Below are 24546 nucleotides of genomic sequence, written 5' to 3' on the forward strand. Positions count from 1 at the left end.
TCCCTCATTCTCGTTTCAGCATCAGGAAATCCGTGACGCCAACGAGCCCCAGGAACTGCCGAACCCCCGGCGGCATCGGTCGGCGGGCCTCATCATGCACGAGTTCTGGATCACGCACGCGGTATTTACGGCCGCGCGTGATGACCTCCGCGCCGCCGGCCGCGAGGACGTTGCGCACCCAGTCGGTGTCCGGGCCGTAGGTGAGGGCGACGACGAAGCCGTCGTCGGTGCGGAAGATGTTGAGCGGCGTACGGAATTCCCGTCCGGACTTGCGTCCGCGGTGGAGGAGGATTCCGAAGCCGGGCAGCTTGTCGGCGAAGGGTTTCGTGACCCGGTTGGTGACCACGCGGTTGAACCGGGCGACGTTCTTGGGCAGCACCATGCCGTCGAGCATAATCCAACGTTCGTGGAATTTCCTGCCGGAAGGACGCGCTGTCCGGTCGGCCCGGCCGGTCTGGTGGGATGGGCGCGCACACGCGGACACGAGGCGGGAGCGGGCATGTCCGAGGATTGGCCGATGGAGCAGGAAGCGCACACGGCGGTGCTCGTCGCACGGAGCCTGCTGGACGATCCAGGGAAGCTGGACCACGTCCTGGCCGACGACGAGGACGGCTGGCTCGTCGGCGACGACGCCGAGCACGACCTCGACGAAGAACACTACGCGTCGATGTGCCTGCACGACGTCGTCGACCTGCTGCCGCAGGTGACCGCGCTGGCCGGGCTGCCCGCTGGGATGGGCGCGATCTGGGACGCCGAGCGCACGACTTGGGTGCTGCTCTCGCCGGACGAGCCGGACGGCGACGCCGACGCCCGCGAGTACCGGGAGGCCCGGCTCGCCGAGTGGGTGCACCCCGGCTCGCCGATGGCGGAAGCGAACGTCAGCGTCGGGCTGACTGAGATTTCCGCCGCGGCCGACGCGCCGGCCCGGGCCGTGCGCTACCTCAGCCGCGAGGACGACGGGACGTGGTTGTTCGTCGGCTTCGAGGTGCCGGATCCGGATGAGCAGTCCGATGTCGAGGTCGACACCCTGGAGCTGGGCCACGTCGCCGCGCTGTATCCGGAGGTGGTCGAGCTGCTGGACGCCGAACCGGGCGAGGTGTTCTACCGCGAGGCGCCGGACGCCGAGTGGATTCAGATGATCGAAGACGGGAAGTGAACATGTCCGAGGAATGGCCGCTGCGACAGGACCCGCAGTCCCCGGTGATCATCGCGCACGAGCTGGTGCAGCACCCGGACCGGCTGGCGTTCGTCGTGCTCGACGATGACGACGATTGGTTCATCAGCGACGGTGCCGAGTTCGAAGAGGACATGGCCGTCAACCGCGAGCTGTTCGGCGCGATGGACCTGCGGGAGGCGCTCGCCCTGCTGCCGCAGCTGGCCGTGCTCGGCGACGTGCCGGCCGGAATGGCCGCCGACTGGGACCCGGACCGGTCCACCTGGCTGCTCAGCTCGGTGTCCGATTCGGACGACGAGGACGAGGACCGCGAGCACCGGGACGCCCGCGTCGCGGCCTGGACACACCCCGGTTCCCCGGTCGAAGAGGTGCAGCTGAGCACCGGACTGACCGAAATCGCGGCGTCGGACGGCTCGGCGCGGGCGGTGCGTCAGGTCGTGCGCGAGCAGGACGGCACCTGGCTGTTCGTCGGCTTCGAGGTCCCGGAGGCGGAGGACTTCGAGGTGGAGGGCCTGGAACTGGAGCACGTCGTGCGGCTGTACCCGGACGTCGCGGAGGCGCTGCTCGCCGCACCCGGGCAGGTGTTCGACCGGGCGGAGCCGGGAGCACCCTGGGAGCTGGTCGAGGGCTGACGCCGCTTGGTCCATTGTGGACCGTCTGAGATGACAGACGCTTTCCCGGTGTCGCCGGTTGGGCGGCCGTGGCCGGTTCGGTTCTACTGTGCCGACCCGCCGCGCGCAGATGCGCTGCGGGGCCGCCGAAATCGGGAGGTGCGTCGATGACGACGAAGTCCGGGGAAACCGGGCCGGAGGGGCTGAGCCGTCGGTTGAACGGCAGGCATATCCGGTTCATCGCCTTGGGTTCGGCGATCGGCACCGGGTTGTTCTACGGCTCGTCGGACACCATCGCCAAAGCCGGTCCGTCGGTGCTGATCGCCTATCTCATCGGCGGCGCGGCGATCTTCTTCGTGCTGCGCGCGCTCGGCGAGATGGCGGTGAACGACCCCGCGCCGGGTTCGTTCGGTGAGTACGCGCGTAAGCATCTCGGCCCGCTGGCGGGGTTTCTGACCGGTTGGACCTACGCCTTCGAAATGGTGATCGTCTGCGTCGCGGACGTCACCGCGCTCGCGGTCTACATGGGATTCTGGTTCCCGGACGTGCCGCGCTGGATCTGGGTGGTCTTGACCATTCTGGTGATCGCCGCGGCGAACCTGGTGAGCGTAAGGGTGTACGGGGAACTGGAGTTCTGGTTCACGCTGGTCAAGGTGGTCGCCATCGTCGCGATGATCCTGGGCGGCGCGGCGATTCTGGCCTTCGGTGCCGGCACCGCGTCGGCCGGCGGCGGCGTCAGCAACCTGTGGTCGCAAGGCGGCTGGTTCCCGAACGGCTTCGCCGGTTTCCTCGGCTCGTTCGCCCTGGTGATGTTCGCCTTTGGCGGCACGGAAATTCTGGGCCTGACCGCGGCCGAGTCGGAAGACCCGCGCACCGCGATGCCCAAGGCGGTCAACACGGTTCCGGTGCGGGTACTGCTGTTTTACGTGGCGACGCTGGCGATCATCATGATGCTGAACCCGTGGAACACGATCAGCACCACCGGCAGCCCGTTCGTGCAGATCTTCGCCGGCCTCGGCCTGCATTCCGCCGCGACGGTGCTGAACATCGTCGTGGTGACGGCAGCGCTGTCGGCGATCAACAGCGACATTTTCGGCGCCGGCCGGATGATTTACGGTCTGGCCAAGCGCGGCCAGGCCCCCGCGGCAATGGCGCGGGTGACGCGCAACGGCATCCCGTGGATGACAGTTCTGGTGGTCGCGGCCGCGCTGAGCCTGGCGGTCGTGCTGAACTATTTGCTGCCGGACAGCGCCTTCCTGCTGATCGCGTCGGTCGGCACCTTCGCGACGGTGTGGGTGTGGTTCATGATCCTGCTGACCCACTACCAAGCCCGACGCCACCTGCCCGCCGCGGACCTGGAGTCGCGCGCGTTCCCGGTACCGTTCTGGCCGGTCGGCCAGATCCTGACCATGGTGTTCATGGTGTTCATCTTCGTGGTGATGGCATTCGCCGACGACACCCGGCTGGCACTCGCGGTCGGTGTCGGCTGGCTGGCAATGCTGTGCGGGCTGTACTGGTTTCACCGCAGGGCAGCGGAACCGTCCGCGAAGGTCATGGCGGATGCGGCATAGCCGGGCCGTGGTGCGGCGGGAACGGGCAGGCAGCACGGGCTGAGCTGAGGCTGGTCCGGGGGTAATGCGGTTGTGCTCGCTACCGGGACAACGGTCGTGGCTGCAACAACGCCGGGACTACTCCCGGCTAGCGACTCCGGCCATCCGCGCGACGGCGTTGCGGGCGGTGAGGTTGTCCAGGCTGAGCCGATCCGCCGACATAGTGAAGCCCCATGTCCACAGTAGACACTGTGTGACCTGGGGCTTCGCTCTGAGAGCGGATGACGGGAATCGAACCCGCGTATTCAGCTTGGGAAGCTGATGTTCTACCATTGAACTACATCCGCAGTGCTCCGCCAGCATACACATTCGCGCCTCCCCGGTGTCCAGCGGGGCACTGGTTGACGTCCGCGGCCGATGTGACAACACTCATTGTCAGCTACGGCGCGGAGGTGTGCGATGGACGAGCCCGAGTTGTTCCGCCAAGGCGGATTCCGGCTGGCCGCGCGGGCGCGGACGGCCAAGGCCGATGCAGCCCAGGTTGCCCGGCTGCGCGAGTTCGCTCAGCAGGAAGACGCCCTTGCCGACGCGGTAGTCGAGTGGCTCCACCAGCAGGACAACCGGCACGGCAAGAGCCAGGACAATGGCCGACCCGGCGCCAAGCGACCCAGCAGCGACCCCAACGACCTCGTCGACAGAGTCCTCGCCGGCCGGACAACTCCTGATCTCCCGCCTGCCCTCCGAGCCTTCCGGGACCAGACCGAAGCCACCCCGTACTGGGTCGACCCGGTCCGTCTGGACCGTGGCGCGCGGGCGATCACCCGGGCCGGGCTGCTCGGTCTCTTCCCGCTCGGCGACATGTCGCTGATGGGCGGCTATCTCGCCTCGCGTGCGACGAAGTCCCTGGTCGGCACTGGTGAGATCGAGCACCGTGCTCCGCGCCGGCTGGTCGAGACCGCTGCCTGGTGGATCGACGTCACCACGCCGGGCGCGCTCGTCCGGCACGGCACTGGCTACCAGGCCGCGCTGCGGATCCGGCTGGTGCACGCGCAGGTCCGGCGCGCGATGAACCGTCGGCCGGACTGGGATTACGAGCGGTGGGACCGGCCCGTCAACCAGGTGCAGACCGCGGGCACGTTGCTGCTCTTCTCCCTGGTTTACGTCTTCGGCACGCAACTGCTCGGCCTCCGCTATTCCGCCCGCGAGAAGGCCGACATCCTCCACCTCTGGCGCTACGTCGGCTGGCTGATGGGCGTCGCGGACGAGCTGCTTCCCGCCGACGAGGACGACGCGTGGCGGCTGCTTTGGCTGCTCGCCGTCACCGAGTTCGTTCCGGACGACGATTCGAAGCGGCTGGCGCGCGCCCTGGTCGACACGCACGCGGCGATCGGCGAGGGGCGCGGTCCGCTCGGCAAGGTGCTGGCCCAGGTCAATGTCGGGGTGCACTCGGCGATCAGCCGGCTGGTGCTCGGACGGTCCAACGCCGACTTCCTCGAGTTGCCGGACAACCCGGTGGCGCAGGCCGCGGTGCTGGCCGCGGCCGGGGTGAACTACGCCGCGGAGACGGTCCGGCTGCTGGTGCCCGGGGCCACCGCGCTGCAGGAAGCGGTGGGTGCGTTCGGTCGCCGGCGGTACCTCGCGCGGATGAACGCGGTGTTCGGCCGCGCCCCGCGCGGGAGGGGTTCTGGGGCCGCGGCGAGCGGCCCGATAGGCTCTATCCGTGCTGCTCAGTGACCGTGACCTCCGCAAAGAGCTCGAAGCCGGCCGGCTCGGCATCGACCCCTTCGATCCCGGCATGGTCCAGCCGTCCAGCATCGACGTGCGGCTCGACCGCTACTTCCGGGTGTTCGACAACAGCAAGTACACCCACATCGACCCGCAGCTGCAGCAGGACGAGCTGACCTCGCTGGTCGAAAAAGAGGGCGACGAACCGTTCGTGCTGCACCCCGGCGAGTTCGTGCTCGGGTCCACGTTCGAGCAGGTCAAGCTTGCCGACGACCTGGCCGGACGGCTCGAGGGGAAGTCCTCGCTCGGCAGGCTCGGACTGCTCACGCACTCCACCGCGGGCTTCATCGACCCAGGTTTCTCCGGGCACATCACGCTCGAGCTGTCGAACGTCGCGAACCTGCCGATCACGCTGTGGCCCGGGATGAAGATCGGCCAGCTGTGCATCTTCCGGCTGTCCAGCTCGGCGGAGTTCCCGTACGGCTCGACCGAGGCCGGCTCCCGCTACCAGGGGCAGCGCGGGCCGACGCCGAGCCGGGCATACCAGAACTTTCACCGCGTCGACACCTGGCGCTAGCTGACGACGCCGGCCGGTCGATGAGCCGCTGCTGAACTCGAAGGGCGACTTGGCCGGTGGCCCGCGAGCAACTCCAAACGGTGATCGGTTTTCTCGAACGGGCGGCAGCGATCACCCACGAGTCAACCGGGCGCATCACTCATCGCTCAGCGGAGTGAGGTAATCCCACTGCCGGGTAGGAAATCGCCGCGGCGTCACCGGATGGTGGAAAACTCGCGGGCATGGTTTCGGCCGGGAAACGTCTGCTCTTAGTCCTCGGCCTGATGGCCACTTTGCTGACGCCTGCCGCACATGCAGAGTCGTTCACGCAGAACGCGCGGCAGGTGGCGTACGGCGATTTCCTATACGCCAGCACGGCCGTGGACAAGTGCGCGGATTCCGACTGCCGCACGAGTGCGGCAGTCACCGTTCCGTCGGGCTCGACGGTGGCCTACGCTCGCCTGGCGTGGGGAGGGGCAGCGACGCCCAAGTGCGCTTCGACCGCGCGGCCAGTGCGGTTTTCGGTCGACGGAGGCGCTGCGACAACGGTTTCACCGGGCTCGGCCGACGGTGGCAACGGATTCTACTCGGCTGGCGCGGATGTCACGTCGTCGTTCGCCGGAGTCGCGACCGGACGTCCGGTGCAGCTGTCGGCGGCGCGCGTCACGGCTGGTCCGGGCTGTTCCGGCGGCTGGTCGGTCGCGGTGATCTACACCTATCCGCAGCGGAATCCGGAGTATGCCCCGGAAAAGCGCGCGATCTACCTCTACGACGGCCCGGGTTCCGACGCGGTGATCAGCGGTTTTCGGGCAGCGTCGCCGGCTGTACGGATGGGCGTGACCCGGTTCAGTGCGGGCGAGCCGGTGCTGCTGAACGGGCAGCCGGTTTCGCCTTCGTCGCCGGGCGAGACGGATTCCTTCAGCGCTCGAACGTTCTCCAGCCAGGCGGTTCCCGCGGGTGCCACCAGTGCGCGAGTTTCGCTGCCGGGGGCGCGAAACCTGGCTTTTTCGGTTCCAGTGCAGGACTTGCAGGTGTCGATGACCGCTGAGCCGCGCCGGGTGCACGCTGGTGACCAGGTCTCCTTCACGGTCAGCGTGACGAATCCAGCCGCGGTCGCACTATCTGATGTGGACATTGTGGACGAGCAGAACCCACAGTGCAGCAAGAAGATCGGTACCTTGGCGGCGGGAGCGACTAGTCGTTACCAATGCGGCTTCGCGGCTCCTGACCACGGCTTCGCCTCGACGGTGCAGGTCACTGGTGTGGGGTCCGGCGGCGACCAGCTCTCGGCGTCGGCGAGCAGCCGGGTGGACGTCCTCCGGCCCGCTGTCACCTTGAAGCAGCAGGTCGACAAACCGGCTTACCGGGTGGGCGATCAGGTGACGTTCGCTCTCAAGACCACCAACAGCGGCGACGTTCCGCTGCACGACGTAGCCATCGCCGACCCAGGGGTCCCCTCGTGCGCCCGAGTACTGGGAACGCTCGCACCAGGGCAGACCGTCGTGAGCACCTGTACTGCGACGGCACCATTGCCGAACGGGGCCAGCGCGACCGTGCGCGGCAGCGATCCGCTCGGCAAGGTCGTCGACGCGACCGCCGACGTGCCGGTGCCGGTGATCGCGCCCGCGTTGTCCGTCTCGAAGACCCCGGTGCCGCCGGTGGTGCACGGCGGCGACAAAGTCACCTGGAACGTGATGGTGCGTAACACCGGCGACAGTCCGGTGGATCAGCTCACCGTCGCCGACGACGGCACGCCAGCGTGCTCCCGGCCCATCGGCCGGCTCGCACCCGATGCCGAGCAGACCTACTCCTGCACTGCGAATCCGGACTCCACCACGACAAATACCGTCACCGTGGCTGGGACAGACCTGTCCGGACGGCCGGTCACCGCCAAGTCTTCGGCAACCGTCACGGTGATTCACCCGGCATTGGCGGTCACCGCGGTTTCCTCACCGAGGCAGGTGCGCGAAGGAGACCGAGTCACCTTCACGGTCACCGTGCGCAACGCTGGAGATGTGCCACTAGACGCGGTAGCCGTGGCTGACGACCGTGTTCCGGGCTGTGTGCGCACGTTCGGCACGATGGTGCCCGGCGATGTTCAGACGTACAAGTGCGAGCAACTCGCCCCGGCCGAGGACGCGACAAATACCGTTGTCGCGACTGGAAAAGACCAGCTGGGAACCGTCCAGCGGGCAACCGCGGACGCCCGGATCGACGTGCTTCACCCGGCCCTCGCCCTCACCGCGGCCGCCGCGCCCGCGCAGGTTCGCGAGGGCGACCAAGTGACCTTCACGATCACGGTACGCAACAGCGGCGACGCCGAACTTCACGACGTCGCCCTGGCCGACGATCGGCTCCCGGATTGCGCACGCCAGCTGGGAACGCTTGGTGCGCAAGGCAACCAGACTGTCACCTGCAAGACGACGGCCGGGGCGCAGGGCTTCACGAACGACCTGACCGCGACCGGAACCGACTCAACCAGACGACCGGTTTCCGCGACCGCCAGTGCGTCTTTCACCGTGCAGCACCCGGCGGTAAGCCTGTCCGCGACAGCCCAAAATGGACCATTCCGGGAGGGTGACTCCGTCCCGATGCGCATCGTCGTGACGAACACCGGTGACGTTCCGCTCGCGGGTTTGGCTGTCACGACGCTGGCTCGTGCCGAAGGCTGCGCGCAGCACCAAGACGGCCTCGCGCCGAGAGCGACCTGGACGTTCGACTGCACCACCACTGCCCCCGGCTCCGACGTGACGGAAGCCGTCCAGGTCACCGCGAAACCGCCGGTCGGTGCACCAGTGACTTCGGCTGCCGAAGCGGCGATCGATGTCATTCATCCGCTCGTCACGCTCACGCACAGCGTCGCCCCGGCTGTCGTGCGGCCCGGCGAACCCGCGACCTTCACGCTGACCGTCGCCAATGCCGGCGACACTGAACTCCACGACGTCGAAATCGCCGACCCAAATGTTCCGGAGTGCGGCAAGCGGCTGGGAACCCTTGCCCCGCACGTGAACCAGACCTACACCTGTGTGCACGCCGCCGCCGACGACGTGACGAGCGCCGCGACGGTGACCGGCACCGATCCTTCCGGCCGTCCGGTCACCGCGGCGGCCGAAGCGAAGGTCGACGTCATCCATCCGGCAATCGCGATCAGCCAGACCGCTGCTCCGGCGCAGGTGCGCGAGGGAGACCAAGTCACCTTCACCATCACGGTGCGCAACAGCGGAGACGTATCGCTGGCCAAGCTGTCCATTGTGGATGATCGGACGCCGGCTTGTGCGCGAGAGTTCCCCGCGCTGGCGGCCGGTGCCGAGCAGAAGTACAGCTGCACCATCAAAGCTGGTCAGGACGGCTACTCGAACACCGCGAAGGCCACCGCCGCCGACCCGCTCGGCGGCACGGTCGCGGCCGCCGCGGATGCCACGTTCAGCGTGGTGCACCCCGGGTTGGCGCTGACCAAGACCGTCCACGGTGGTCCCTTCCGCGCCGGTGACCCGGTCACCTTTACTCTGACTGTCGCCAACACCGGGGACGCCCCGCTCGCCGCGGTCGCGGTCGCCGATCAGGGCCCGTGCGCCCGGGCACTCGATACGATCGCCCCCGGTGCGAAGAAGTCTTACGACTGCACGATTCCCGCCCCCACCGACGACGCTGTCAGCACCGCGCACGCGACCGGGACTCCTCCTGCCGGTCCGCCGCTCACCGCCGCCGCGGACGCGAAGATCGACGTCATCCATCCCGCGCTGACCATCCGGACCACCGCGACCCCGTCCGTCGTCCGGGCCGGCGACCAGCTGACCGTCACGGTCGCGGTGACCAACACCGGAGATGTCCCACTGACCGGCGTGACCAGCAATGATCCCGGCTGTGTCAAGAAGTTCGAGCAGCTCGCGCCGGGCGCCGCGCAGACCTACCAGTGCCTGGTGAAGGCCAAGCCGGACGATTTCACGGTCACCGCCGGCCTCACCGGCACTGATCCGACCGGCCGCCCGGTCACCGCTTCCGCGGCGGCGAAGGTCGACGTCATCCACCCCGACATCGCGATCATGAAGGACGCCCAGCCCTATCAGGTCCGGCAAGGCGACCGGGTCACCTTCTCGCTGCTGGTTCGCAACGTCGGCGACGTGCCGCTGACCGGTGTGTCCGTTGTGGACGATCGAACCAAGTCGTGCTCGCACACCGTCGCGGTCTTGGCACCGGAGGCCGAAGACCTCTACAAGTGCACGATCACCGCCGGCTCGACCGGGTTCACGAACACCGCGAAGGTGACTGGCACCGATCCGACGCAGCGGACCGTCGACGGAGCCGCGCAGGCGTCTTTCGAGGTGAAGAAGCCCGCGATGGCGGTGGCCAAGCGCGCGACCGGCGGACCGTTCCGCGCTGGCGGCACGGTGCCGTTCGAGGTCGTCCTGACCAACACCGGCGACCAGCCGCTGCACGACGTCCGGGTCGCCGACCAGCGCGCGGACGAATGTGCGCGGACGTTCGCTGACCTGCCGGTCGGCGGAATCCAGCGCTATCCGTGCATGGCCCCGGCCGATGCCGGATCCTCCGCCGCGACGGCGACCGCGGCCGCCCCCTGGGGCCCGCCGGTCACCGCGACCGGCCCGGCGGACTACACCGTGCTGCATCCGGCCGTGGAGCTGCGTCGCGACCATCTGCGGCAACCGATCCGCCCGGGCGACCCGGTCACCTACATCAGCACCGTTCGCAACAGCGGCGATGCGCCGCTGCACGAGGTGGCCGTCCGGGATCCAGACCCGGCGTGCTCGTTCACCCTCCGGTCGTTGGCACCGGGTGAGCAGACGTCGCGCGCCTGCACCCTTGTCGCTCGCGCGGACGCGACCACGACGACCACCGTGACCGCGCTCGACCAGACCGGTCGTCCAGTCGAGAAGGCCGCCATGACGACCACCGACGTCACTGGTCCCGGGCTCACCGTCACCGCGAGCGGGCCGCCGCAGCCGGTGCTGGCCGGTCGGCCCACGCCGGTGCAGGTGACGGTCACCAATACCGGCGACGTGCCGCTGACCGACGTGCGGGCGGTGGGGCCTGGTTGTTCAAGCGCCCCGGCGGACCTGCTGCCGGGCGCCTCGGTACCGGACTTGACCTGCGCGGTCACCGCGCCGGGCACGGTCACTGCCACCGGCCGGACGGTCAGCTCCGCTCCGGCCGCGAGCACCGCGGTCGCGGGCGGCAACAGCCCCGCCGGAGCGACCATGGTCCGGGCGGAAACCACAGTCTGGCCCAACACCGCGCAGCCGGGCGTGTCGTTGGTCGAGCGCGGCGACGACACCGTCGCCCCGGGCGGCCCGCTCACTTTCGTTGTCACTGCCGCGAACACCGGGACCGCCCCGCTGAGTGTGGCTGGTCATCGTCTCCTGCCGGGCGATCAATGGCAGTGGACCCGGACTGCCACCGCGCCCGCCGGCGGGCAGGCAGTGGACACCGTCATGGTCCGCGTCGAGCCCGCGGTCACTGGTGCGTCGGCGTTCACGGTCTGTGCTGGGGCGAGCGTCCCGGTCGGCGTCCTGGCGGCCGCGGAACCCAGGCCGCTGCCGGCCACCGATCTGGACCTCTTGGCCGCGGCGCTGGCCGCACTGGCACTCGTCGGCTCGGGCGCACTGCTGGTCAGGGTCACTCGCCGCAGCAGCTAGTGGCGCACATGGCACTGCGCCATTCGGAGGTAACGATCGTAACCAGTTCGTGATAGTTTTCGCGGCTGTGTCCTCCATTAGTGTGCGCAGGCGAGCCGTCAGTGTGACTCTCAGTGTTCTCATCGGCGGTCTGTCGGCGGCGGGCGGGACCTTTTTCCTCCATCCAGGTCAGCACCCGGGCAACGCCACACAGGTCGACTCGCTCAGCCTGGCCACGCAGGATCCGCTCGGCCGGATGCCGAGCGACTCCACCGCCGCGTCGTCGGCGAGCGCTGCTTCCGCCGCGCCCGGCAGCAGCGCCAAACCCACGCCGACGACGTCGGAAGCGACAAAGCCGCCGGAGCCGCCGGAGTCGCCGAGTTCGACACCCGCGCCGACCAGCGAGTCCAAACCGGCCCCGGCGGCCACCAGCAGCAGCCCGCCGCCGAAGAGCGCTCCGTCGCTGGCCGGGCAGGTCGTCGACCTGGTCAACGGCGAGCGCGACAAGGCAGGCTGCGGGCCGGTCGCCGAGGAACCGCATCTCGACCGGGCAGCGCAGGGGCACAGCGACGACATGTCCGAGCGCGACTACTTCTCCCACGACACCCCGGAAGGCGACAGCTTCGCGGACCGCATCACGGCGGCCGGCTACCCGCGGCCGGGCGCGGAGAACATCGCGAAGGGCGCGACGACCCCGGACCAGGTGATGCGGATGTGGATGAACTCCAGCGGCCACCGCGCGAACATCCTCAACTGCTCGTTGAAGAAACTCGGCGTCGGCGTCGCGACCGACGGCTGGTACTGGACCCAGGACTTCGGCTACTGAGACCGAGGCCGCTGAGCCGGTGGAGCGCCGTACCGGGCCAGCACCGCCGCGCGCAGTTTCGGATCCGTCCGTGGCACTGGCTCGATGAACACCTCACTGACATCCGGGAACAGCTCGGACAGTTCCTCCGCCAGCCGCACGCAAGCGTGTTCGACGTCCGCCGCGCCGAGTGCGTCGTCGAAGTCGACCCGAGTGCACACCAGGACGTTGTCCGTTCCCATCAACATCGTCTGCAGGTCCACCAGCGCCTCGATCTCCGGGGCGGCGGAGAGGTGGTCCCGCACCCCGCGCACCAGCTGCGGATCCGCCTGCCGTCCGACCAGCAGCCCGCGATTCGTGCTGCCCAGCAGGTATGCGACGCCGGCCAGCAGCACACCGATCAGGATGGACGCGATGCCGTCCCACACGTCCGAACCGGTGATCTGGTGCAGCCCGATCCCGGCGAACGCGAGCAGCAGCCCGACCAGTGCCGCGGAGTCTTCGAACAGCACCGTCTTGGGCGCCGGGTCGTCGATCAGCCGCAGGTAGCCGAAGAACGACCGCTGCTCGGCCGCGGCGTCCCGCTTGACCTGCCGGACCGCCTGCGTCCACGACACCGATTCGAGCACGAACGCCAGCGCCAGCACGAGGTACCCGACGATCGGCTTCGTCTGCTCGCCGCCGGTGCCGAACACGGTCGCGAAACCCTCGTACAGAGCGAAAACCGCGCCCGAAGCGAAGATCGACACCGCAGCCAGCAACGACCAGAAGTACCGCTCCTTGCCGTACCCGAACGGATGGCGGCGATCGGCGGGCCGTTCGGACCTCTTCAGCGCGGTCAGCAGCAGCACTTCGGTGATCGTGTCGGCGACCGAATGCGCGGCCTCGGACAGCATTGCGCCCGATCCGGTGACGATGCCCGCGACGAGCTTCATCACCGCGATCGCCAGGTTCACCCCGCCGGCCAGCAGGACGGTCAGGGTGCTTTCGCCGCCCTCGGATGGGTCGCTCACCCAGGGAAGGGTAGCGACCGCAGACGAAAACGGCCCTCCCGGCGCGATGCGCGGGAGGGCCGTTTCGTTGAGCAACTGCTCAGTCGTCGCCTTCGGGCAACGGCGTGCCGGTCGGCTTCTCGTCGGTCGGGACGTCCGGCGTAGCGGACAGCTCCGCGTCCGATTCCCCGAGGGCCGGCGCACCGGCGGCGACCAGCGTCGGCTCCGGCTTGCGCTTCACCGCGGTCAGCAGCAGCTGGGCGACGTCCACGACCTCGACCTTCTCGCTGGCCAGGCCGTCGCTCTGGCGTGCGGTGACGCCGTCGGTGAGCATCACGCGGCAGAACGGGCAGCCGGTGGCGATCTTCGACGGAGCGGTGCCGAGCGCCTCGTCAACGCGCTCGACGTTGATCCGCTTGCCGATCTTCTCTTCCATCCACATCCGCGCGCCGCCCGCGCCACAGCACATCGACCGGTCGCCGTGCCGCGGCATCTCGCGCAGCTTCGCGCCGGAAGCGCCGACGAGCTCACGGGGCGCGTCGTAGACCTTGTTGTGCCGGCCCAGGTAGCACGGGTCGTGGTAGGTGACGTCTTCGGCGACCGGAGCCAGCGGCGTCAGGTGCTTCTCCCGCACCAAGCGGTTCAGCAGCTGCGTGTGGTGCACGACGTCGAACTGGCCGCCCAGCTCGGGGTACTCGTTGGCGAGGGTGTTGAAGCAGTGCGCACAGGTGACGACCACCTTGCGCGCCTTGCGTTCCCGGCCCTCGAACACCGAGTTCAGCACCTCGACGTTCTGCTGCGCCAGCATCTGGAACAGGAACTCGTTGCCCGCGCGGCGAGCCGGGTCACCGGTGCAGGACTCCTCCGAGCCGAGCACCGTGTACTTCACGCCCGCGATGTGCAGCAGTTCCGCGACCGCGCGGGTGGTCTTCTTCGCGCGGTCCTCGAACGCGCCGGCGCAGCCGACCCAGAAGAGGTACTCGGCGTCGCCGAGGTCGCCGTCGAAGACCGGCACCTCGAAGTCGAGGTCCTCCGTCCACTGCAGACGGTCCTTGGCGTTCTGGCCCCACGGGTTGCCCTTGTTCTCCAGGTTCTTGAACATGCCGTTCAGTTCCGTGGGGAACGACGACTCGATCATCACCTGGTAGCGGCGCATGTCGACGATGTGGTCGACGTGCTCGATGTCCACCGGGCACTGCTCGACGCAGGCACCGCAGGACGTGCAGGACCACAGCACGTCGGGGTCGATCACGCCGCCGTCGTCGCCGACGAGCGCCTTCTGCGACTCCGCGATCGCGAGCACGTCGATGCCCGCGTACATGTTGTCGCCGGACAAACCGATCTCGTCGCCGGCCATGTCGCGCTTGCCGCCGGCGAGCAGGTACGGCGCCTTCGCGTACGCGTGGTCGCGCAGCTGCGTGATGAGCAGCTTCGGCGACAGCGGCTTGCCGGTGTTCCAGGCCGGGCACTGCGACTGGCAACGGCCGCACTCGGTGCAGGTGGAGAAGTCCAGCCAGCCCTTCCAGCTGAAGTCCTCGATCTTGCCGACGCCGAAGGTGTCCTCGTCCGGGTCCGCCTCTTCGAGGTCGAGGACCTTGCCCTTGCTCATCATCGGCTTGACCGCGCCGAGCGCCACGCCGCCGTCGGCCTCGCGCTTGAAATAGATGTTGAAGAACGCGCTGAACCGGTGCCAGGCGACACCCATCGTCATGGTGCGGGCCACCACGATCAGCCAGACCGTGGCGCTCATCAGCTTGACGAACGCGAACACCGACACCAGCGCCGCGCTGGAGGGCAGCAGCTCGCTGAGCGGGTTCGACACGAACGCGGCCCAGGTCGGCGTCTCGTGCACGCCCATCGCGGCCTTGGCCGCGCGCACGCCGATGATGCCGATGCCCTCGACGATCACCACGGCCTCGACGAAGTAGGCCCACTTGAAGTTCGAGCCGGCGAACCGCGACAGCCGGTCGGCCCGGCGCGGGTGGTTCACCTGGCGGATGATCGCCAGCGCGACGCCGCCGACCACGGTGCCGACGCCGAGCAGCTCCATGAGCAGGCTCCACGGCGCCCAGTCCTCGAGGATCGGCCAGCCCCAGGTCGGGACGAACACCTCGCCGTAGGCCTCGAACAGCGCGAGCGACCCGATCAGGAAGCCCCACATGACCATCCAGTGCCACGGGGCTACCTGGCGGAACTTCGCCATCCGGGTGTGCGCCGCGAACTCCTTGATCAGCGTGCGCAGCCGTGCCATGAACGGACCGTTGCGGGTCGCGTCGGCCTGGCCGAGCTTGATCACCCGCACGAAGCGGGCGACGGTCGCGAAGAACATTCCCCAGGCGACGATGCCCAGGAGGACGGAGATCCCCCCGAGCGTCAGCTGTACAGCGCCCATCGTCGGGTGCCTTTCGTCCGGTGTGGTGGTGCCGTCGCGCGAGCGCGCCGGTGCCGAGCAGGGTAACGCTTCTTACTGATGGGTAACCGGTCCGCCGGTCCCAAGTCCCACCGATGTGGTGCACGCCTCGCTGGCTAGTGGGACGATCGTTCAGGTAGTTTCTGCAAGTATGGGTGCTTACTTGTACCTCGCTTTGGCCATCGCCGCAGAAGTGACCGCCACTGTTTCGCTCAAGCTTTCCGAGGGGTTCTCCCGGCTGACCCCGTCGATCTTCGTGGTCGCCGGGTACCTGCTGGCGTTCTTCGCGCTGTCGCGGGTGCTGAAGCTCGGACTGCCGATCGGGGTCGCCTACGCGATCTGGGCGGCGGCCGGCGTGGCGCTGGTCGCACTGGTCGGCGTGCTGTTCCTGCGCGAACCGGTCAACCTGGCAATGATCTCCGGGCTGGTACTGGTGGTCGGCGGGGTGGTGCTCATCGAGATCGGGAGCCAATCATGAAGATGCAGGTCGACGGGCGGAAGGCGCGCGGGGAGAAGCGGCGCGCGGAGATCATCGAGGCAGCCCTTCGGGTGATCGAACGCGACGGCGTCGCGGGGGTCACGCACCGGACGGTCGCGGCCGAAGCCGGGGTGCCGACGACCTCGACGACGTATCACTTCTCCTCGCTGGACGACCTGCTCGTGGCGACGCTCATCTCGTGCGCGCGCGACATGGCGACCGAGGTCTACTGGATGATCGACCGCGCCCGCTCGCGCGGCAGCCGGGGCGCGGAGGAGGTCGCCGGCCTGCTGGCGGAGGCGCTCGGCCCGCGGCGCGGCCGGACGATGGCCGAGTACGAGTTGTACCTGCTGGCCGCCCGCAAACCGGAGCTGCGGCCCGCGGCCCGGCGCTGGCTGGACGTGCTGACCTCGATGGTCCGGCACGACGACGAGGTAGCGTTCCGGGTGTTCCTGGCCGGGATCGACGGACTGCTGATCCAGGGGCTGATCGACGACGAGCCGCCGTCCGCGGAGGAACTGCGCCCGGTGGTGGACTACTTGCTCAAGCCCCGGTAGCAAATCGGTGGCTGCCCGCCGAGGTGGTCGGCTAGCTTGCCGCATATGCGGGTTGTGGGCGAATACGAAATGGACGACAGCCGGTCGCGGGTGGATCTCGACGTGGTGTGGGGGTTCCTGTCCACCGAGGCGTACTGGGGCCGGTGGCGGACGCGGGACCAGGTGGAGACGGCGATCGCCGGATCGTGGCGGGTCGTCGGCGCGTACGCGCGCGAAGACGGACGGCAGGTCGGCTTCGCCCGGGCGTTCTCGGACGGGGTGACCTCGGCGTATCTCGGGGACGTGTTCGTGGTGGAGTCCGCGCGCGGCAGCGGGCTGGGCAAGGAGCTGGTCCGCGAGATGATCGACAACGGGCCGGGCGCCGGGCTCCGGTGGATGCTGCACACCGCGGACGCGCACGGGCTGTACCGGCAGTTCGGCTTCGAGGAACCCACCAACGGACGATTCCTGGAGCGGGCCGGGGTCAACCGGGAGTCTCTCCGGTAAGTCCACTGTGGATGGATAGGGCGGCGGCCACGTCGGGTGGTGGCTCCGGAAAGACCACGCCTTCCGCAACCACCACCGCCGCCTCTTCCGCCGGAGAACTCAGCCCTTGTTCTCGTAAACCGGAACCAGCGTGGCCCTCCCGAGCGTGTGCCCGAACAGGTTGAACCCGAGGAACGCCGGCGTCGCGTCCTCCGGTACCTCCAGCGTCTCCACGTCCAGTGCGTGCACCACCACGAAGTACCGGTGCGGCCCGTGTCCCGGAGGCGGTGCCGCGCCGAGGAACTGCTTCACCCCGCCGTCGCCCTTCAGCGTGACCGCGCCCTCCGGCAGCCCCGATCCCTCGGCGTCACCCGCTCCGGATGCCAGCGACGTTACCGACGCCGGGATGTTGAACACCGCCCAGTGCCAGAAGCCGCTGGCGGTCGGGGCGTCCGGGTCGTACATCGTCACCGCGAAGCTGCGGGTGCCTTCCGGGAAGCCTTCCCAGGACAGCTGCGGCGAGCGGTCTTCGCCGCCGGCGCCGAAGATGCCGGACAGGTGCGGTTGCGCGAGGGTTTCGCCGTCTGCGATGTCCGTGCTCCGCAGCGTGAACGCGGGCACCGACGGCAGGTAGTCGTACGGATTGGGCGGCTGGGGCATCGTTCCTCCTGATCGACGAGGGCCTTCGGCGGCCAGGTTAGGACCCTGAGCTGGGTACGGCTGTCTAGGGGATGTTTCCGGGGGTTTACCGGATGTCTCCGGGGGTTGGCCTCTCCTAACCTCGTCGAAGGACAAGCCGAGAGTGGTACTGAGGGGAACTGACATGGCGCGCCCGATTTTGGCACTGGCCGGCATCGCGGTCATCGGCGTTGGGCTGGCGATCGGCTTCGGCGACTGGGGGTTCGGATCGACTGTGTCGCGGGACGCGACGCTGGCTCAGCCGATCCGGTCGGTCAAGCTGGAGGCCGGCTCCGGCGACGTCCGGATCCGCACCAGTCCGGGGGCGGCCCGGGTGCACCAGACGCTGCGCTACCACTTCTCCGGCGAGCCCAACGACGCTTATCGCGTCGACGGCGATCAGCTGGTGGTCGTCGACTGCGGCAGCAACTGCTCCGCGGATCTGGACCTGATCGTGCCCGCCGGCATTCCGGTGACCGGCGCGTCCGACTCCGGATCGCTGGACTTCGCGGGGGTCGGCAGCGTCGACGTGACCGCCGATTCCGGCAGCGCGACCGTTCAGGACGTGTCCGGGCTGGTCAAGCTCCAGCTGAACAGCGGCCGGGCCGAGCTGCACAACGTCGGCGAGGTCCAGGTGCACAACGAGTCCGGCCGGATCACCGCGGACGGGGTGCGCGGGCCGGTCGACGTCAGCGCCAGCAGCGGGCGGATCGCGCTCACGCTCGTCCAGCCCAACAACGTCAAGGCGAGGGCCGACTCCGGCCGGGTCGAGCTGACCGTGCCGCCGAGCGGGTCCTATCAGGTCACCGGTACCAGCGACAGCGGGCACCGCACCATCGACATCCCGCAGAACTCCGGTCCGGACGCGAAAACGCTCGACGTGAACACCGACAGCGGTGGCGTCACCGTCAAGGCCGCCTGAACCGCCGCTGCTTTTCCAGGGGAGAGAACACAGTGATGCGCGAGATGATGCGCAAGATCGAAACTCGGGTGCTGGCCGCGGTGCTCGCGGGCGCGGTGGGGGCGTTCGCGGTCACCTTGGCCTTCGGCCACCCGGCTGAACAGCAGCCGGCGGTGACGCCGGTGGCGGTGGTCGAGGTTCCGGTGCAGCAGGGCGTGCTCAGGGGGGTCGCGGAGACGGTTGTGCTGCGCGAGTCGGTCGAGGACCGTACGGCCCAGGCGCGCCGCGCGTGAAAGGCCGTTGCTGATCAATCCGGGCGGGCCGGGCGGCACGACGCTGCGGGAACGCTTCGACCTCGTCGGCTTCGATCCGCGCGGGGTGTGGCTCAGCGGCCCGCACATCGTCGGCGACCCGGCGAAGCGGTACGACCCGAAGGTCAGCTCCTTCCCGACGACGCGCGCGCAGTACGACGCCTACGTCGGACACAACCGCGGGTGCTGCTCACTCGCGTCGACGACGGCCACACCGGGCTGCTCAACTCCGAATGTGCCCGGCAGTCGGAGGCGAAGTGTCTGGTGACCGGCGTCACTCCAGATCAGGGCGCACTCTGCGGGTGAACCCGGGAACAAGTACGGCGGGTTGCCCGTTATCCTGATATCAAGGTTGAGCGCAGTCGGCTCAAGTCTGTCGGACCAGGCCGGGCGAGCGACCTCGAGAACCTGCTAAGCACCCGCTCAAGAGTGGGCCGTAAGCGCAGGTCGCAAACATAACAGCAGCACTGTTCAGACACGAGAGGAAGCACCATGGCGCGAGCGGTCGGCATCGACCTCGGCACGACCAACTCGGTCGTCGCCGTCCTTGAGGGCGGCGAGCCGACGGTCATCGCCAACTCGGAAGGCTCCCGTACCACCCCGTCCATCGTGGCCTTCGCCAAGAACGGCGAAGTGCTCACCGGTCAGCCGGCCAAGAACCAGGCCGTCACGAACGTCGACCGCACCATCCGGTCCGTGAAGCGGCACATCGGCACCGACTGGAAGACCGAGATCGACGGCAAGGGCTACACGCCGCAGGAGATCAGCGCGCGTGTGCTGATGAAGCTCAAGCGCGACGCCGAGGCGTACCTGGGCGAGGAGATCACCGACGCGGTGATCACCGTTCCGGCGTACTTCGAGGACGCGCAGCGCCAGGCCACCAAGGAAGCCGGCCAGATCGCCGGCCTCAACGTGCTCCGGATCGTGAACGAGCCGACCGCGGCCGCGCTGGCCTACGGCCTGGACAAGGGCGAGAAGGAACAGACCATCCTGGTCTTCGACCTCGGCGGCGGCACGTTCGACGTGTCCCTGCTGGAGATCGGCGAGGGCGTCGTCGAGGTCCGCGCGACCTCCGGTGACAACCATCTCGGCGGCGACGACTGGGACGAGCGCATCGTCACCTGGCTGGTCGACAAGTTCAAGGCCGCCAACGGCATTGACCTGACCAAGGACAAGATGGCGCTGCAGCGCATCCGCGAGGCGGCGGAGAAGGCGAAGATCGAGCTGTCCAGCTCCAACTCCGCCAGCATCAACCTGCCCTACATCACGGTGGACGCGGACAAGAACCCGCTGTTCCTCGACGAGACGCTGTCCCGCGCCGAGTTCCAGAAGATCACCTCGGACCTGCTCGAGCGCACCCGCCAGCCGTTCAACAACGTCATCCGGGACGCGGGCATCGCGGTCGGCGACATCGACCACGTGGTCCTGGTCGGCGGTTCCACCCGGATGCCCGCGGTGTCCGAGCTGGTCAAGGAGCTGACCGGCGGCCGCGAGCCGAACAAGGGCGTGAACCCGGACGAGGTCGTCGCCGTGGGCGCCGCGCTGCAGGCCGGCGTGCTCAAGGGCGAGGTGAAGGACGTCCTGCTGCTCGACGTGACCCCGCTGTCGCTGGGCATCGAGACCAAGGGCGGCGTGTTCACCAAGCTGATCGAGCGCAACACCACGATCCCGACCAAGCGTTCCGAGATCTTCTCGACGGCCGACGACAACCAGCCGTCCGTGCAGATCCAGGTGTTCCAGGGCGAGCGCGAGATCGCCGCGCACAACAAGAAGCTCGGCATGTTCGAGCTCACCGGCCTTCCGCCCGCCCCGCGTGGCGTGCCGCAGATCGAGGTCACCTTCGACATCGACGCCAACGGCATCGTGCACGTGACCGCGAAGGACCTGGGCACGAACAAGGAACAGTCGATGACCATCACCGGCGGCTCCGCGCTGCCGAAGGACGACATCGACCGCATGGTCAAGGACGCCGAAGCGCACGCCGAAGAGGACAAGAAGCGTCGCGAAGAGGCCGAGACCCGCAACCAGGCCGAGACGCTGGTCTACCAGACCGAGAAGTTCGTCAAGGACAACGAGGACAAGCTGCCCGAGGACCTCAAGGGCAAGGTCAAGTCCGCGATCGACGAGGCGAACGAGTCCCTGAAGGGCACCGACTCGGCCAAGATCCGCGAGTCCATCGAGAAGCTGAACGCGGCTTCGCAGGAGCTGGGCAGCGCGCTGTACGCGAACGCCGGCGCGGCCGGTGCCGAAGGCGCCCCGGGTGCTGACGGTGCGGCGGGCGCGGACGGTGCCAAGGCGAAGGCGGACGACGTGGTCGACGCCGAGATCGTGGAAGAGGACGAGAAGAAGTGACCCCGCGCCACTCCGAGACCGAGGGCTCCGGCCCCGAGGAACCGGTGGTCGTGCGGGATCGGCGACGGGTGGACCCGCAGACCGGCGAGGTCCGCCCGACCGCCGGGGACAACGCAGCCGAGGCAGCCGAGGCGCAGGCCAGCGCCCCGGCGGCCCCGGCCGAAGACGCCGTGGCACCGGTCTCCGACGTCGAGAAGCAACTGTCCGAGCGCACCGCGGACCTGCAGCGGTTGCAGGCGGAATACGCCAACTACCGCAAGCGGGTCGATCGTGACCGCGAGGCCGTGGTGCAGGGCGCGAAGGCGTCCGTGGTCGGCGACCTGCTTCCGTTGCTCGACGATCTCGAGCGCGCGGAGCAGCACGGCGACCTGACCGGCGCGTTCAAGGCAGTGGCCGACAAGCTGGTCAGCAGCCTGCAGCGAGCCGGCCTGGAGTCGTTCGGCGCCGAGGGCGAGGAGTTCGACCCGGGCGTCCACGAGGCCGTGCAGCACGCCACCTCGCCGGACGTGAAGGGCCCGACCGTCACCCTGGTGATGCGCCGCGGCTACCGGTTCGGCGAGCGGGTGCTGCGGGCGGCGCTGGTCGGCGTGACCGACCACGAGCCGGCCGCGGCTCCCGCCGACCAGCCGGTGGACGGTTCGGTCGGCGGCGAACTGCCGCTCGACGGTTCGGTCGATGAGCCCGGACAGCAGTAACAATCCGTTTGCAGCGAAAGGAGGAGACACCCGATGAGTGCTCGGGAGTGGATCGGCAAGGACTTCTACAAAGAGCTGGGTGTCTCCTCCGACGCGACCGCGGACGAGATCAAGAAGGCATACCGCAAGCTGGCCAAGGAGAACCACCCGGACGCCAACGCGGGCAACACCGCGGCCGAGAACAAGTTCAAGGCGGTGTCCGAGGCGTACGGCGTGCTCTCTGACCCGAGCAAGCGCAAGGAGTACGACGAGGCGCGCTCGCTCTTCGGCGCCGGTGCCGGCGGCGGTTTCGGCGGCTTCCCCGGCGGAGGCGGCGCCGGCGGTTTCGACATGAGCGACCTGTTCAACCAGGCCGGTCAGGGCCAGCAAGGCGGGTTCGGCGGCCTCGGCGACATCCTGGGCGGCATCTTCGGTCGCGGCGGCCGCGGCGGCGGCGGGGCCGGGGCGAACCGGCCGCAGCGCGGCGCGGACGTCGAGACCGATGTGCGGATCGACTTCATCGAATCGGTGAAGGGCGCGACGCTGCCGTTGCGGCTGTCGAGCCCGGCCACCTGCGGAACTTGCGGCGGCAACGGCGCGAAGCCGGGCACCTCGCCGCGCACCTGCCCGACCTGCAGCGGATCCGGGCTGGTCAGCCGCAGCCAGGGCGCGTTCGCGTTCTCCGAGCCGTGCCAGGACTGCCGCGGTCGCGGGAAGATCATCGACGAACCGTGCCCGGAATGCGGCGGCGAGGGCGTCAGCACCCGCACCCGCACGCTCACCGTGCGGATCCCGCCAGGCGTCAAGGACGACCAGCGGATCCGGTTGGCCGGCCAGGGCGAACCCGGTCGCGGCGGCGCGCAGGCGGGCGACCTGTACGTGCGCGTGCACGTGGCTCCGGACAAGCTGTTCGGCCGCAAGGAACTCGACCTGACGCTTACCGTGCCGGTGGACTTCACCGAGCTCGCGCTGGGCACCACGCTCACTGTGCCGACGCTCGAGGGCAAGGTGTCGCTGAAGGTGCCCGCGGGTACCGCTAGCGGCCGAGTGTTGCGCGTGCGCGGAAAGGGCATTCAGAAGCGGGATGGCGCTCAGGGCGACCTGCTCGTCACCCTCGAAGCCGCGGTCCCGTCGAAGCTGGACGACCAGGCACGGGCCGCCCTGGAGACCTACGCCGGGGCGATGAAGGGCCACGACCCGCGGCCGCAGATCACCGAGATGCTCGAAGGCAGGTGAGGGTGATGTTCGGCGGCACTCCGGGTCTCCCGCACGGTGCGGACGAGGACACCCCGGTCTTCGTGATCTCGGTAGCGGCCCAGCTTTCCGGGCTGCACGCGCAGACGCTGCGCTCCTACGACCGGCACGGCCTGGTTTCCCCCGGCCGCACCGCCGGCGGCGGACGGCGCTATTCGCTGCGCGATATCGCCCTGCTGCGCGAGGTCCAGCGGCTCTCCCAGGAGGATGGCGTCAACCTCTCCGGGATCAAGCGGATCATCGAACTGGAGAACCAGGTCGACGCCCTGCGGTCCCGGGTGCACGAACTGACCGAGGAACTCGCCGCGGCCTACGCGGCGGCCGAACAAGCCGCCGCGGCGGTGCACGCGTCCTATCGCAAGGATCTGGTGCCGTTGCGGCAGCAGACCTCGCTGGTGGTGTGGCGGCCCAAGCGCCGCTGACCATCCCCCGGCTGGTTCTCTGCCGCACAGAACCGAAATGAGTGCCCTCCGGCAATCGCCGGAGGGCACCGTTCGTTGTTCAGCCTCGCACGCCTACGGAACCTAAGGCGGCGCTCTGGATGCGGTTTCGCTGCGTCTGCCCAGTTGAAGGCCTCGCAGAGTCGCGATGGCTCACGCGGTGCGATGTGGGCGGCGGGAGCGGGAGTAGCGGTCCGTGAAGGACCCCTTGAGGGAATCTGAGTCCCTCAAGGGGCCCCTCACGGACTTCCTGGCAGTGTTGTCCGGTACTGGTCACCTCAGGTGCTGTTCGAAGAAGGCGGTGACGCGGTGCCAGGCGTCCGAATCGGACGATTGGTGGTAGCCCATGCCGACGATCCGCGCGAAAGCGGCCAGCGGAGCCGGTTGGTAGTGGTTCGCGAAGCCGTGCCCGGCATCCGGATATTCCTTGACGTCGTGCGGAATTCCGCGCTCGGTGAGTGCGGTGTCCAGTTTGGCGGCCGCGCCTCGCAACCCGAGGTCCTTGCCGCCGAAGCTGCCGACGATCGGGCACGCACCGTCCAAAGCGGACAGATCCTTCGGCAGCGGCCCGTAATACGGTGCGGAAGCGTCGAAGTCCCGCGAAGCGGCCGCCAGTGCGAACCCGCCGCCCATGCAGAATCCGACGACGCCGACCTTCCCGGTCGCGTCCTCTCGTCCGGCGACGAGGCTCCTGGCCGCCTCGATGTCCGCGAACGCCCGGCCCTCGCGGGCAGCCAGCTCCTGGAAGGTCCGCTTCACACAGCGGATCATCCCGCCGCGCGAGTACAGATCAGGGCTGAGCGCGAGATACCCGGCTGCCGCGTACCGGCCGGTGATCGCGCGCGTGTCCTGGTTCAGCCCGAAGATGTCGTGGATCAGCACCACCGAAGGGAACGGGCCCGCGCCGTCCGGCACCGCCAGATAGCCGTCGATTTCGCCGTCTGCCACCGGAATCCGGATGTCCATGGCCTGACGATAGC

Annotated in this window: 22 protein-coding genes and 1 tRNA gene; 17 read left to right on the plus strand and 6 right to left on the minus strand. The window is 68.8% G+C overall.

Translation table 11 applies throughout. From position 1 onward, the window contains the following. Nucleotides 1-4: 4 nt before the first annotated feature. Nucleotides 5-382 carry a nitroreductase family deazaflavin-dependent oxidoreductase gene (locus AMYBE_RS0133990; protein ID WP_027928296.1) on the minus strand — a complete coding sequence of 126 codons (378 nt, stop codon included), beginning with the start codon at nucleotides 380-382 and terminating at the stop codon, nucleotides 5-7. Nucleotides 383-499: 117 nt separating this feature from the next. On the opposite strand from AMYBE_RS0133990, the gene AMYBE_RS0133995 reads away from it, so the two are divergent. The 3 genes from AMYBE_RS0133995 to AMYBE_RS0134005 all read left to right on the plus strand — a co-directional run bounded on the left by AMYBE_RS0133995 (nucleotide 500) and on the right by AMYBE_RS0134005 (nucleotide 3356). Next, nucleotides 500-1156: a hypothetical protein gene (locus tag AMYBE_RS0133995; RefSeq protein ID WP_027928297.1), complete on the plus strand. Its 657-nt coding sequence runs from the start codon at nucleotides 500-502 to the stop codon at nucleotides 1154-1156. Between the two features lie 2 nt (nucleotides 1157-1158). After that, the gene (locus AMYBE_RS0134000; RefSeq protein WP_027928298.1) at nucleotides 1159-1806 is read left to right on the plus strand and encodes a hypothetical protein; all 648 of its coding nucleotides are present in this window, start codon (nucleotides 1159-1161) and stop codon (nucleotides 1804-1806) included. 146 nt (nucleotides 1807-1952) lie between these two features. Then, nucleotides 1953-3356, plus strand: coding sequence for an amino acid permease (locus AMYBE_RS0134005; RefSeq protein ID WP_020663860.1), 1404 nt, complete (start codon nucleotides 1953-1955; stop codon nucleotides 3354-3356). Between the two features lie 255 nt (nucleotides 3357-3611). Here AMYBE_RS0134005 and AMYBE_RS0134010 read toward each other — a convergent pair. Beyond that, nucleotides 3612-3682, minus strand: a tRNA-Gly gene (locus tag AMYBE_RS0134010). Nucleotides 3683-3794: 112 nt separating this feature from the next. On the opposite strand from AMYBE_RS0134010, the gene AMYBE_RS0134015 reads away from it, so the two are divergent. From AMYBE_RS0134015 to AMYBE_RS0134030, 4 genes are all read left to right on the plus strand, one after another. After that, nucleotides 3795-5069, plus strand: coding sequence for an oxygenase MpaB family protein (locus AMYBE_RS0134015; protein ID WP_020663861.1), 1275 nt, complete (start codon nucleotides 3795-3797; stop codon nucleotides 5067-5069). Beyond that, nucleotides 5056-5637 (plus strand): dCTP deaminase, encoded by a 582-nt coding sequence (gene dcd, locus AMYBE_RS0134020; RefSeq protein WP_020663862.1) that lies wholly within the window; start codon nucleotides 5056-5058, stop codon nucleotides 5635-5637. The genes AMYBE_RS0134015 and dcd overlap by 14 nt, the downstream gene beginning before the upstream one ends. Nucleotides 5638-5900: 263 nt before the next feature. Beyond that, nucleotides 5901-11270, plus strand: a complete 5370-nt coding sequence (locus AMYBE_RS42875; RefSeq protein WP_211226888.1) for a DUF7507 domain-containing protein — start codon at nucleotides 5901-5903, stop codon at nucleotides 11268-11270. A gap of 103 nt (nucleotides 11271-11373) precedes the next feature. Then, nucleotides 11374-12075: a CAP domain-containing protein gene (locus AMYBE_RS0134030; protein WP_020663864.1), complete on the plus strand. Its 702-nt coding sequence runs from the start codon at nucleotides 11374-11376 to the stop codon at nucleotides 12073-12075. On the opposite strand, the gene AMYBE_RS0134035 is transcribed toward AMYBE_RS0134030, so the two are convergent. Both AMYBE_RS0134035 and AMYBE_RS0134040 read right to left on the minus strand, forming a co-directional pair. Further along, entirely contained in the window at nucleotides 12069-13067 is a 999-nt protein-coding gene (locus AMYBE_RS0134035; protein ID WP_020663865.1) for a cation diffusion facilitator family transporter, read from the minus strand. The two genes, AMYBE_RS0134030 and AMYBE_RS0134035, sit on opposite strands and share 7 nt — an antisense overlap. Nucleotides 13068-13146: 79 nt before the next feature. Next, entirely contained in the window at nucleotides 13147-15438 is a 2292-nt protein-coding gene (locus AMYBE_RS0134040; protein WP_020663866.1) for a (Fe-S)-binding protein, read from the minus strand. Between the two features lie 169 nt (nucleotides 15439-15607). Between AMYBE_RS0134040 and AMYBE_RS0134045 the strand changes: the two genes are divergently transcribed. Genes AMYBE_RS0134045 through AMYBE_RS0134055 form a run of 3 tightly spaced genes read left to right on the plus strand, consistent with a single transcriptional unit; the run spans nucleotide 15608 to nucleotide 16977 of the window. Continuing rightward, complete coding sequence (locus tag AMYBE_RS0134045) at nucleotides 15608-15934, plus strand: DMT family transporter (RefSeq protein WP_020663867.1); 327 nt, start codon at nucleotides 15608-15610, stop codon at nucleotides 15932-15934. Further along, entirely contained in the window at nucleotides 15931-16491 is a 561-nt protein-coding gene (locus AMYBE_RS0134050; protein ID WP_020663868.1) for a TetR/AcrR family transcriptional regulator, read from the plus strand. Before AMYBE_RS0134045 ends, AMYBE_RS0134050 begins: the two co-directional genes overlap by 4 nt. A gap of 45 nt (nucleotides 16492-16536) precedes the next feature. After that, a complete protein-coding gene (locus tag AMYBE_RS0134055) occupies nucleotides 16537-16977 on the plus strand; it encodes a GNAT family N-acetyltransferase (RefSeq protein WP_027928299.1) in 441 nt (146 codons plus the stop codon). 99 nt (nucleotides 16978-17076) lie between these two features. On the opposite strand, the gene AMYBE_RS0134060 is transcribed toward AMYBE_RS0134055, so the two are convergent. Further along, nucleotides 17077-17616, minus strand: a complete 540-nt coding sequence (locus AMYBE_RS0134060; protein WP_020663870.1) for a YbhB/YbcL family Raf kinase inhibitor-like protein — start codon at nucleotides 17614-17616, stop codon at nucleotides 17077-17079. Between the two features lie 163 nt (nucleotides 17617-17779). Here AMYBE_RS0134060 and AMYBE_RS0134065 point away from each other — a divergent pair, with 163 nt between their 5' ends. The 7 genes from AMYBE_RS0134065 (at nucleotide 17780) to AMYBE_RS0134095 (ending at nucleotide 23548) form a co-directional block, all read left to right on the plus strand. Continuing rightward, nucleotides 17780-18556 (plus strand): DUF4097 family beta strand repeat-containing protein, encoded by a 777-nt coding sequence (locus AMYBE_RS0134065; protein WP_020663871.1) that lies wholly within the window; start codon nucleotides 17780-17782, stop codon nucleotides 18554-18556. A gap of 35 nt (nucleotides 18557-18591) precedes the next feature. Next, on the plus strand, nucleotides 18592-18828 hold the full coding sequence (locus AMYBE_RS0134070) for a hypothetical protein (protein WP_020663872.1): 237 nt from the start codon (nucleotides 18592-18594) through the stop codon (nucleotides 18826-18828). A gap of 7 nt (nucleotides 18829-18835) precedes the next feature. Beyond that, nucleotides 18836-19114 carry a hypothetical protein gene (locus AMYBE_RS0134075; RefSeq protein WP_020663873.1) on the plus strand — a complete coding sequence of 93 codons (279 nt, stop codon included), beginning with the start codon at nucleotides 18836-18838 and terminating at the stop codon, nucleotides 19112-19114. A 224-nt stretch (nucleotides 19115-19338) separates the two neighbouring features. Continuing rightward, nucleotides 19339-21198, plus strand: a complete 1860-nt coding sequence (dnaK, locus tag AMYBE_RS0134080) for a molecular chaperone DnaK (RefSeq protein ID WP_020663874.1) — start codon at nucleotides 19339-19341, stop codon at nucleotides 21196-21198. Then, complete coding sequence (gene grpE / locus AMYBE_RS0134085) at nucleotides 21195-21893, plus strand: nucleotide exchange factor GrpE (protein WP_020663875.1); 699 nt, start codon at nucleotides 21195-21197, stop codon at nucleotides 21891-21893. The genes dnaK and grpE overlap by 4 nt, the downstream gene beginning before the upstream one ends. 33 nt (nucleotides 21894-21926) lie before the next feature. Then, on the plus strand, nucleotides 21927-23108 hold the full coding sequence (gene dnaJ / locus AMYBE_RS0134090) for a molecular chaperone DnaJ (RefSeq protein ID WP_020663876.1): 1182 nt from the start codon (nucleotides 21927-21929) through the stop codon (nucleotides 23106-23108). Nucleotides 23109-23113: 5 nt separating this feature from the next. After that, nucleotides 23114-23548, plus strand: coding sequence for a heat shock protein transcriptional repressor HspR (locus AMYBE_RS0134095; protein ID WP_020663877.1), 435 nt, complete (start codon nucleotides 23114-23116; stop codon nucleotides 23546-23548). 291 nt (nucleotides 23549-23839) lie between these two features. Here AMYBE_RS0134095 and AMYBE_RS0134100 read toward each other — a convergent pair whose 3' ends face one another. Next, on the minus strand, nucleotides 23840-24532 hold the full coding sequence (locus AMYBE_RS0134100) for a dienelactone hydrolase family protein (protein ID WP_020663878.1): 693 nt from the start codon (nucleotides 24530-24532) through the stop codon (nucleotides 23840-23842). Nucleotides 24533-24546: the final 14 nt, after the last annotated feature.

The sequence above is a fragment of the Amycolatopsis benzoatilytica AK 16/65 genome (assembly GCF_000383915.1).
Lineage (GTDB): Bacteria > Actinomycetota > Actinomycetes > Mycobacteriales > Pseudonocardiaceae > Amycolatopsis > Amycolatopsis benzoatilytica.

Coding starts and splice junctions, on each gene's coding strand:
- dnaK (WP_020663874.1), top strand. CDS start 19,339: ATGGCGCGAGCGGTCGGCATCGACCTCGGCACGACCAACTCGGTCGTC.
- AMYBE_RS0133995 (WP_027928297.1), top strand. CDS start 500: ATGTCCGAGGATTGGCCGATGGAGCAGGAAGCGCACACGGCGGTGCTC.
- AMYBE_RS0134100 (WP_020663878.1), bottom strand. CDS start 24,532: ATGGACATCCGGATTCCGGTGGCAGACGGCGAAATCGACGGCTATCTG.
- AMYBE_RS0134040 (WP_020663866.1), bottom strand. CDS start 15,438: ATGGGCGCTGTACAGCTGACGCTCGGGGGGATCTCCGTCCTCCTGGGC.
- dnaJ (WP_020663876.1), top strand. CDS start 21,927: ATGAGTGCTCGGGAGTGGATCGGCAAGGACTTCTACAAAGAGCTGGGT.
- AMYBE_RS0134050 (WP_020663868.1), top strand. CDS start 15,931: ATGAAGATGCAGGTCGACGGGCGGAAGGCGCGCGGGGAGAAGCGGCGC.
- AMYBE_RS0133990 (WP_027928296.1), bottom strand. CDS start 382: ATGGTGCTGCCCAAGAACGTCGCCCGGTTCAACCGCGTGGTCACCAAC.
- AMYBE_RS0134015 (WP_020663861.1), top strand. CDS start 3,795: ATGGACGAGCCCGAGTTGTTCCGCCAAGGCGGATTCCGGCTGGCCGCG.
- AMYBE_RS0134045 (WP_020663867.1), top strand. CDS start 15,608: ATGGGTGCTTACTTGTACCTCGCTTTGGCCATCGCCGCAGAAGTGACC.
- AMYBE_RS0134005 (WP_020663860.1), top strand. CDS start 1,953: ATGACGACGAAGTCCGGGGAAACCGGGCCGGAGGGGCTGAGCCGTCGG.
- AMYBE_RS42875 (WP_211226888.1), top strand. CDS start 5,901: ATGGCCACTTTGCTGACGCCTGCCGCACATGCAGAGTCGTTCACGCAG.
- AMYBE_RS0134065 (WP_020663871.1), top strand. CDS start 17,780: ATGGCGCGCCCGATTTTGGCACTGGCCGGCATCGCGGTCATCGGCGTT.
- AMYBE_RS0134070 (WP_020663872.1), top strand. CDS start 18,592: ATGCGCGAGATGATGCGCAAGATCGAAACTCGGGTGCTGGCCGCGGTG.
- AMYBE_RS0134060 (WP_020663870.1), bottom strand. CDS start 17,616: ATGCCCCAGCCGCCCAATCCGTACGACTACCTGCCGTCGGTGCCCGCG.
- AMYBE_RS0134055 (WP_027928299.1), top strand. CDS start 16,537: ATGCGGGTTGTGGGCGAATACGAAATGGACGACAGCCGGTCGCGGGTG.
- AMYBE_RS0134000 (WP_027928298.1), top strand. CDS start 1,159: ATGTCCGAGGAATGGCCGCTGCGACAGGACCCGCAGTCCCCGGTGATC.
- AMYBE_RS0134095 (WP_020663877.1), top strand. CDS start 23,114: ATGTTCGGCGGCACTCCGGGTCTCCCGCACGGTGCGGACGAGGACACC.